The sequence below is a fragment of the Ferruginibacter sp. genome (genome assembly GCF_014377975.1).
Lineage (GTDB): Bacteria > Bacteroidota > Bacteroidia > Chitinophagales > Chitinophagaceae > Ferruginibacter.
Genome location: NZ_JACMOO010000369.1, coordinates 1 through 8,672 on the forward strand (window position 1 = coordinate 1; position 8,672 = coordinate 8,672).

8 protein-coding genes and 1 riboswitch are annotated in these 8,672 nt (G+C 36.5%); of the genes, 6 read left to right on the forward strand and 2 right to left on the reverse strand.

What is annotated here, in order from left to right:
- On the reverse strand, positions 1 to 2,107 hold a 2,107-nt coding region (gene uvrA, locus H7254_RS18205), incomplete at its 3' end, for an excinuclease ABC subunit UvrA (RefSeq protein WP_301934324.1).
- 173 nt (positions 2,108 to 2,280) lie between these two features.
- Between uvrA and H7254_RS18210 the strand changes: the two genes are divergently transcribed.
- The 5 genes from H7254_RS18210 to H7254_RS18230 all read left to right on the forward strand — a co-directional run bounded on the left by H7254_RS18210 (position 2,281) and on the right by H7254_RS18230 (position 5,913).
- A complete protein-coding gene (locus tag H7254_RS18210) occupies positions 2,281 to 3,417 on the forward strand; it encodes a YhcG family protein (RefSeq protein ID WP_301934325.1) in 1,137 nt (378 codons plus the stop codon).
- A gap of 260 nt (positions 3,418 to 3,677) precedes the next feature.
- Complete coding sequence (locus H7254_RS18215; RefSeq protein WP_301934326.1) at positions 3,678 to 3,959, forward strand: type II toxin-antitoxin system RelE/ParE family toxin; 282 nt, start codon at positions 3,678 to 3,680, stop codon at positions 3,957 to 3,959.
- Positions 3,960 to 3,970: 11 nt separating this feature from the next.
- Positions 3,971 to 4,270, forward strand: coding sequence for a HigA family addiction module antitoxin (locus H7254_RS18220; RefSeq protein ID WP_301934327.1), 300 nt, complete (start codon positions 3,971 to 3,973; stop codon positions 4,268 to 4,270).
- Between the two features lie 126 nt (positions 4,271 to 4,396).
- The gene (locus tag H7254_RS18225) at positions 4,397 to 4,948 is read left to right on the forward strand and encodes a hypothetical protein (protein ID WP_301934328.1); all 552 of its coding nucleotides are present in this window, start codon (positions 4,397 to 4,399) and stop codon (positions 4,946 to 4,948) included.
- Between the two features lie 38 nt (positions 4,949 to 4,986).
- A complete protein-coding gene (locus tag H7254_RS18230; protein ID WP_301934329.1) occupies positions 4,987 to 5,913 on the forward strand; it encodes a hypothetical protein in 927 nt (308 codons plus the stop codon).
- A gap of 19 nt (positions 5,914 to 5,932) precedes the next feature.
- Here H7254_RS18230 and recQ read toward each other — a convergent pair whose 3' ends face one another.
- Positions 5,933 to 8,086, reverse strand: coding sequence for a DNA helicase RecQ (gene recQ, locus H7254_RS18235; RefSeq protein ID WP_301934330.1), 2,154 nt, complete (start codon positions 8,084 to 8,086; stop codon positions 5,933 to 5,935).
- A gap of 210 nt (positions 8,087 to 8,296) precedes the next feature.
- Positions 8,297 to 8,440: riboswitch (SAM riboswitch) on the forward strand.
- 97 nt (positions 8,441 to 8,537) lie between these two features.
- On the opposite strand from recQ, the gene H7254_RS18240 reads away from it, so the two are divergent.
- A partial coding sequence (locus H7254_RS18240; RefSeq protein ID WP_301934331.1) for a PLP-dependent transferase occupies positions 8,538 to 8,672 on the forward strand: 135 nt, incomplete at its 3' end.

An 8,672-nucleotide genomic window follows, 5' to 3' on the forward strand; every position in this document is an offset into this window, starting at 1 on the left:
CAATTTCAATTACTTTATCAATATGCTCTAAGCCTTTTATCGATTTATATTCCAGCGGATTTGCTTTTGAATTGTAGCAATATTTATTCAATAAAGGATACAAGGTTTCGTTAATCAGTGTTGATTTTCCGCTACCACTAACGCCAGTAACAAGTATTAATTCACCCAGGGGAAATTTTACACTTACATTTTTTAAGTTGTTTCCTTTAGCACCTTTTATTTCTAAAAATTTCCCGTTGCCTTTTCTTCTTTCTACAGGTATTGCGATACTTTTTTCACCACTCAGGTATTTCGCTGTATCGCTCTTACTTTCCAGCACTTGCTGTGGTGTTCCCATCGCTACAATCTCACCGCCATGCTTGCCCGCTTTTGGGCCAATATCTACTAAATAATCTGCCGCCAGCATAATATCTTTATCATGCTCTACTACCAATACGCTATTACCAATATTTCTTAAATTTTGTAAGGCCCCAATCAATCGCTGGTTATCTCTCTGGTGCAAACCAATGCTTGGCTCGTCCAAAATATACGTGATGCCCTGCAACTGAGAACCAATTTGTGTAGCCAGCCTGATGCGCTGCGATTCGCCACCACTGAGGCTTTTAGAAGAACGGTTTAAGGTAAGGTAGGTCAACCCTACATCCAGCAAAAATTGTAAGCGATCTCTTATCTCTTTCAACACATCTTTGGCAATGGCATTTTGCTTTTTACTCAACCGCTTTTCAATATCATTGAACCAATCCGCCAACTTGTCTAAATTCTTTGCGCCTAATTCTGCAATATTTTTTTCATCTACTTTAAACCAAAGGCTTTCCTTTTTCAACCTATCTCCATTACAACTATCACAGGTTTTTAACTGCATAAACTTCTCCACCCAATCTCTTAAAGCTTCCCCACTATTAGGCGATGCAAACCATCTTTTCAGCATCGGGATAATACCTTCATAACTGCCGCTATATTCCAACGGAATGGTATCATCACTGAGATCAAGTTGCAGTTCGGGATTTATCAGCTGGTCGCCATACAGCAGCAGGTTTACCTGTTCCTGCGGAAGATCTTTTAGTGGTTTATCTAAATTGATTTTATGCTTTCTTGCAAATACTATTACCTGTTGAAACACGCTGGCATCCCGCTCTTCGCCCAACGGCACAATAGCGCCACCCTTTATACTTTTTGTATTATCGGGAAGCACTTCTTCCATATCAATGGTGTACACAGTTCCCAATCCTTTACAGACAGGACAGGCCCCATACGGACTGTTAAATGAAAAAGCATTGGGGCTTGGTTCTTCGTAACTGATACCGGTATCTTCACACATCAGTTGTTTGCTGTACTGTACGGTTTTGTTATCGTCGTTGATCAATAAGAACATCAGGTCTTTACCCACTTGCAAAGTTTTTTGTACGCTCTGGCTCAACCTTACTTTCATATCATCGGTTACGGCCAACCTGTCTACCACTACTTCAATATCATGAATTTTGTACCGGTCAATTTGCATTTTTGGCACCAGGTCTTTTACCTCCCCATCGATGCGGACTTTTAAATAACCCTTCTTGCGGATGTCTTCAAACAGTTCCCTGTAATGTCCTTTGCGGCCCCTAACCAGTGGTGCCAGCAGACTTATTTTTTTATTCAAAAATTTTGAAAAAATATTGGTCACAATTTCCTCTTCACTAAACTTTACCATTTTTTTTTCGGTGTTGTAACTGTACGCCTCTCCCACCCTTGCATACAACAACCTGAGAAAATCATATATCTCAGTAATGGTACCGACTGTACTGCGTGGATTTTTATTAGTAGTTTTTTGCTCAATAGAAATTACGGGTGATAGGCCCGTGATTTTATCCACATCGGGCCGCTCCATATCGCCCATAAACTGACGGGCATAAGCACTGAAGCTTTCCATATACCTACGCTGGCCTTCGTTGTAAATGGTATCAAATGCCAGTGACGATTTACCACTGCCACTAACACCGGTAAACACCACCAGTTGGTTTTTGGGAATTTTTATATCAATGTCTTTCAGGTTGTGCTCCCTTGCACCAAACACTTCAATAAATTCGTTGCTAATTATATTTTCTGTAGGAGATTTTTTTACTTTGGCCATGTATTATTTTACTGTTTTGTAAAGATACAAAACAAAAAGGGTGGGGTTTGGTTGGGTGGCTTGTTGTTTAATATTTTTAGCGACAGCTTTATCATTACTGTTTAATTTTATACCCGGTTTTTACCTGATTAAAATTATAATTATCTTCATCATCTACAACAAAACTATTGGCCATGGCAGATATGGTAAGTAAAAACTACATGACTGTTTTACAGACCCTGAAAGAAAGAATCAGGCAGGCAAGATTACGTGCTGTTGTTGCTGTTAACAATGAACTGCTTACTGTATTCTGGGAAATCGGCAATACCATTCGTAAACAGGAAAAGGCCGAAGGCTGGGGTACTAAAACAGTAGAAAGATTGGCCAGTGATTTAAAAATTGAGTTTCCTGATATGAAGGGCTTGTCTCCCAGAAACCTCCGTTATATGAGGGAATTTGTGCTGGCTTATCCTAAGTTTATAATTTTGCAACAGAGCGTTGCAAAATTGAATAATGACAATAAAAACCTCCCTTTTACAATTTTGCAACAGGCTGTTGCAAAATTACCCTGGGGCCATAATTGTACCCTGCTGGATAAATTAAAACAACCAGAAGAAAGATTATTTTATGCCCAAAAAGCAATACAAAATGGATGGACACGAGCCCTGCTGGTAAACCAAATTGAAAGCGGGCTGCATAAGCGGCAAGGTATGCTTACCAGCAATTTTACCAGTTCATTACCTGCTTACGAATCTGAATTGGCAATGCAACTTTTTAAAGATCCTTATCAACTTGATTTTATAATGCTGGGAGAAGAGGCAAAAGAAAGAGACCTGGAAAATGCGCTAATGAACCAGGTTACCAAATTTTTACTGGAGTTAGGTGAGGGTTTTGCCTTTATGGGGAGGCAAAAAAGATTTGAAGCCGGAGGAAGGGAATTTTGCATTGATTTGTTATTTTATCACACCAGGTTAAGAAGGCATATCATTATTGATTTAAAAATCGGTGAGTTCGAAGCAGAGTTCATCAGTAAGATGAACCTTTACTTAGGCCTGGCAGATGACAATTTAAAAGGTAAGTATGATGAGGCTTCTATCGGTTTAATACTTTGCAAAACTAATAATAAAATTGTTGCTGAATATGCCCTGAGAGATACCACCAAACCGATTGGAATTGCAGAATATAAAATTTCCCAAAAACTCCCGGGCAATTTCAAAGGAAAACTTCCCAGTATTGAAGAGATTCAAAAACGAATGGATAAAGAACTGAAAGAAACGCCTGTTAAGATTAATGAAAAATTAAAAGCTGTGAAAAGGAAAATTAAAAAGTAAAGAAAACTAATGGACAGGGACACTTTAATACACCAGCAATAACATTTTAAAATTTTCTTTAAAAACATATTAATGCTATCAAACCTATTTGGCAAAAAAGACTCCACCGGATTTCCTGCCATTTTTAAAGACAAATTATACAGCCCTCACCCGCCACTCTTATTTCTTAACTTAACGGCATTGATTCATGATAATAAACTTTTAAGTATTTTAATCTGAAACAATATACTTACTTTTAACGTTAGTAATGAGATAGAAGTATGATTATATCTTTTGGCAATAATGACACTGAAAAAATATGGGATGGAGAAAGAGTAAAAAAATTACCCATCGAAATTCAAGGTATTGGCAGAAGAAAGTTGAGAATGCTAAATAACTCAATTAATCTTACAGATCTAAAAATCCCTCCATCAAACAGATTGGAAAAATTATCCAGTAAATTAAATAATTTTTATAGCATTCGAATCAATATTCAATGGCGTATCATTTTTAAATGGAATAACGGATCTGCTTCGGACGTTCAAATAATTGATTATCATTAAATCATATTAAAATGGCAAAACTAAAAAACATACACCCCGGAGAAATCTTATCAGAAGAATTCCTTCTAGCTTTTAATATCTCCGCTTACAAACTTGCTAAAGATATTGAGATACCTCAAACCAGGATTTCTGAAATTATAAAAGGCAACCGCAGAATCACCGCTGACACAGCTTTAAGACTTAGTAAATATTTTGGCAACTCTGCGAAATTCTGGCTTGGCTTGCAGGATGATTTTGATTTGGAAGAAGAAATTGAGGCGAAGTCTACTTCGATAAATTCTATAAAGCCATTAAAAATTAACGCTGCTTAGGAATGGCTGAGCAAAAAAAGTTGATAGCATTTTCTAAAAAAGTATTGAAGATTTCAATAAAACAAACTGATGAGGATTAGTCATGCATTCCATGTTTTATTAATTTGCACCCCATAAACATCCTCCATGTTATCAAACTTATTTGGCAAAAAAGACTCCACCGGATCAACCGCAATTTTTAAAGACAAAGTCTATCTCACCACCGAAGGCAAAATGAATGCCTGTCTGCTATTAGCCAAAACACAACCTGAAGCTATTTTTATTGCATGGTTTAACGAAACTGCTGAAACCTACAAAGCATTTTTTGTACAAAATGGAATTGATGAAGACAGAATAACAACGGTTAATAAAATAGATATAACCATACCACAAAATCATCAACCGGTATTTTTAGAACATTATCCATTGCCTGCAACAGAACTAGAGCTGGTAAAAGACTGGCAGCTTACAAACATTCCCATTTTCAGTGCTATGGACGAACCGTTGTTTAAACATTTTGGCAGCGATAAAATGATTCCGCTGATAAAGCTGTTTGGCATGAAAGAAAGTGAAGCCATTGAACATTCCTATGTAACCGAATCTATCATAAAGGGACAAGGTAAAATAGCCAATAAAATAATGATAGAAAAAACAGCTGGTTCGCAGGCAGAGTGGATGAATAAAAATATGGAATCCTGATATTTAAACAAGAATAATAAATTTTTTAATTGTAACAGGTGATAAAAACTAAGCTAAAAACACTTCAGGCATTTAGTACGATTTTGGCTTCTGTTTTTTTCGCCATAATCTCTATAGCATTAATAGAAGATAGTTCAAGTGAAATGGAAGGATCTCCCGGAGAAGTTGCATTTGCATTTTTCACTACATTTTTTGCAATTTATTTCCCTTATAATCTTCTAAAAAAGTGCCCAAAGATAATTTTTGAAGAAGATTCTATTACAATTAAATATTTATTCAGCACAAAGAAATATTTATGGTCATCTATCACTGATATATTTTTTAGTACCAGGGAATACTATGCTTTTTTTAAAATACTTGGCAGGGATATGGAATCTACCTGCATACATTTTGATAATAATGAAAAAATAATTTTGTGGGAAGAATGGTATTCAAATCTGCCAAAAATAAGGCAGTATATTTTTGCAAAATTAAAAGTAAAAGTTAGAGATAAACAGTCAACTGTAGACAAATCATCGTTGATGTTATTTAAAAATAAAGTTTATGCAGGTAATCCATGGATAACAAGCAATACCGCTACCGTGTTTATACCAGCTATTTTTTTTGCAATAGGTTTTAGGAAGCTTCATTCAAACTCATTTTATTTATTTCCGCTATTAATTATTCCATTCTTAATATCCTTTTTTGCCATTGGAACTCAGATGAATTATTTTATTGTGAATGGAGAAACCCTTACTATTAAAAATCATTTTTTTCTATGGAAGAAGAGAATATTCAATATACATGACATAAACGGATTCGTCTTTGAAAGTCAATACAGAAGATCAAATGCTTTAAGGATACTTACAAAAGAATTTGAGTCAGAAAAATTTGCGGCAGGGAGTTTAAGAGACAAACACTGGCTTGCTTTCAAAAAAGATATGATTGCGATAGGCATACCAGTAAGATCTGAAATTTTGATTTGATTAACTCAATTTATTAAATTTACGCCTCACTCATCCTTCGCAAATAATTCATCACTGCAGTAATTTCTCCATAACTATAACCATCGCCGAGCTTTTGTTTGATAGTTGCAACGGCCAAACTATTGTTGGTTTCTTCAATGGCTTTGGTAATAACCATTAATTTTTCTGCATTCACCAGTTCATTAATTTTCAGTTCGCCAGAAAAAATAAAATGTGCCAGGTGCACTACAATAGTACTTGTGGAGAGACTTCTTTCAAAAGCAATTTCATCAACCGACCGGCCTAACTGAAACAGTTGCAGGCTTAGCTTTTTGGTTTCGGAAGTTTTTTCCACGGCAGAAGATTTGCGCTGCCGCTTGGGTACTTTTGCATCAATTTTTGTAGTAAGGTTATTAGCCACGCAATAATCTATAATGGCATCTAAAAAGTTATTTCCGTACCGCTCCAGCTTGATGGCTCCAAAGCCGGAGATCTTTGCCAACGCTGCATTGGTGAGTGGCAGGTAAATCGCAAGTTCCATCAATGTAGCATCACTAAAAACCTGAAAGGCCGCTACATTTTCTTCTTTTGCCAGATCATACCGGATGGTTTTTAACTTTTTAAACAGGTCTGCATGCACAGGTTCTGCCACACTACTTTTTTGTACAATTTCCTTATTTACCGAAACAGATTTTATCAGCATCACCTGTATTTCTCCTCTCAATATCTGCTTACTTATTTCGGTCAGTTGCAACACCGGGTATTCTGTATCGCTTTGTTGCAGATAGCCCAACTGCAGCATATCTTTTACGTAAATTTTCCATTGGTCTTTGCTAATGTCTTTACCAATACCAAATGTTTTAATTCCCTGGTGCTCTGTTTTTGTGGTGCTGCTGCCTCTCAGAAAATCTATCACATAATTAATTCCAAATCTTTCCTGCAATCTTGTAACCGCACTTAATATTTTTTGTGCTTCAATGGTAGCATCTGTCTTTTCTTCCTGACTTAAACACACATCGCAACTGCCGCAAAAATTAGCAGCTGGTTCATCAAAATAATTTAGTAAATATTTGCGGCGGCATTGTCTTGTTTCGCAAAATGCTGCCATCTGATCCAGCTTTTTTAACATCACTTTACTCTGTGCTTCATTACCTTCTACTCTGGCAAAACTTTTTAGTTTAAACACATCTGATGCACTGTAAAACAAAATGGCTTCACTGGGCAATCCATCCCTTCCTGCCCTGCCGGTTTCCTGGTAATAACCTTCAATGTTTTTTGGCATATCTACATGCACAACAAACCGCACATTGCTTTTATTAATGCCCATCCCAAAAGCAATCGTTGCTACAATAATTTTTATTTCATCCTTTAAAAACTTATCCTGGTTCTCTTCCTTTATATTTTTATCTAGTCCTGCATGATAGGCTGCTGCTGCATATCCTTCATCTCTTAAGTCTCCGGCAAGCTTTTCGGTAGAGCTGCGGCTGAGGCAATAAATGATACCGCTATCTTCTTTATGCTCCGATAAAAAATCCGTCAACTGATTAAAATGATTCCGCTTTTGTTTGATGTAATAACTAATGTTGGGGCGGTTAAAAGAATTTTCATATACTGTATAATCTGTTACTTCCAGTTTCTGAATAATATCCTTTTTTGTAAGCGAATCTGCCGTAGCTGTTAAGGCAATAATTGGTACAGCAGGAAACTGTTTTTTTAATTGCCCCAGCACTAAATATTCCGGCCTAAAATCGTGGCCCCAATGGCTGATACAATGTGCCTCATCAATGGCAAATAAGGATACATTGATTTCTTTTAAATAATTAAGTAACCCATTTTGCCCCAGCAAACGTTCAGGTGCTACATACAATAATTTTAGGCGGTTATTTTTTAACTGCTGAATGATAGAAGATTGTTCGGAAGAAGATTGGGAAGAATTTAAAAAAGCCGCAGCAACACCATTTAATTTCAAGGCATCTACCTGGTCTTTCATCAGTGCGATCAAGGGCGACACTACAATGGTAACCCCTTGCAGTACCAATGCAGGTATCTGGTAACATAAAGATTTACCGCCACCGGTAGGCATTAAAACAATGCTGTCTTTTTTTGCCAGCACATTTTCAATAATTTCTTCCTGGTTGTGTCTGAAAGAATTATAGCCAAAGTATTGTTGTAATGTTTGTTGAATATTGTACATATAGGTCCGGTTCATTTTATCTTCAACAACAAGATAAAAAACTTTTGGTTATCCTTCTATAAAAATGATGCACATGATTGGCAAGAAAAAAATTATTATCCTGTAACGCAATGCCAGTAACGCTTACAGTTTTATTGTAGCCTGTCCTTAAAAAAATATTTGGAATTTTAAAACTTGCAGTTATACCTTTACATTAGTTCTTTAATTATTCGCTTATCAAGAAAGGCAGAGGGTAATGGCCCGATGACGCCTTGACAACCTAACCTTCGGCTCCGCTCTGGACGACAAGGAAAAGGTGCCAATTCCATCCCGTTTTTTCATGAACAACATGTTGAGACTACGGGAAGATAAGTCAGATCCTCAGCCAAAAAATATCTTCAAAATATTAAAAGCTCATCTGATTTATCGGATGAGCTTTTTTGTTGTCCTTGTATCAGGCCTTCATGCAAACATGACGCACAAAAGTATTCCGGCTGATATAAGAAGAGCCAACGGTGTAAATGACAGCCTGATCCGTTTAAGTGTAGGGCTGGAAGAAGTAGAAGATTTAATTGCAGATCTGGATCAGGCCTTTATAAAAATTAAC

Excerpts from the sequence above, each read along its gene's own strand:
- H7254_RS18210 (WP_301934325.1), top strand. The coding sequence starts at position 2,281 with ATGGCAGATATGGTAAGTAAAAACTACATGACTGTTTTACAGACCCTG.
- H7254_RS18225 (WP_301934328.1), top strand. The coding sequence starts at position 4,397 with ATGTTATCAAACTTATTTGGCAAAAAAGACTCCACCGGATCAACCGCA.
- H7254_RS18215 (WP_301934326.1), top strand. The coding sequence starts at position 3,678 with ATGATTATATCTTTTGGCAATAATGACACTGAAAAAATATGGGATGGA.
- recQ (WP_301934330.1), bottom strand. The coding sequence starts at position 8,086 with ATGTACAATATTCAACAAACATTACAACAATACTTTGGCTATAATTCT.
- H7254_RS18220 (WP_301934327.1), top strand. The coding sequence starts at position 3,971 with ATGGCAAAACTAAAAAACATACACCCCGGAGAAATCTTATCAGAAGAA.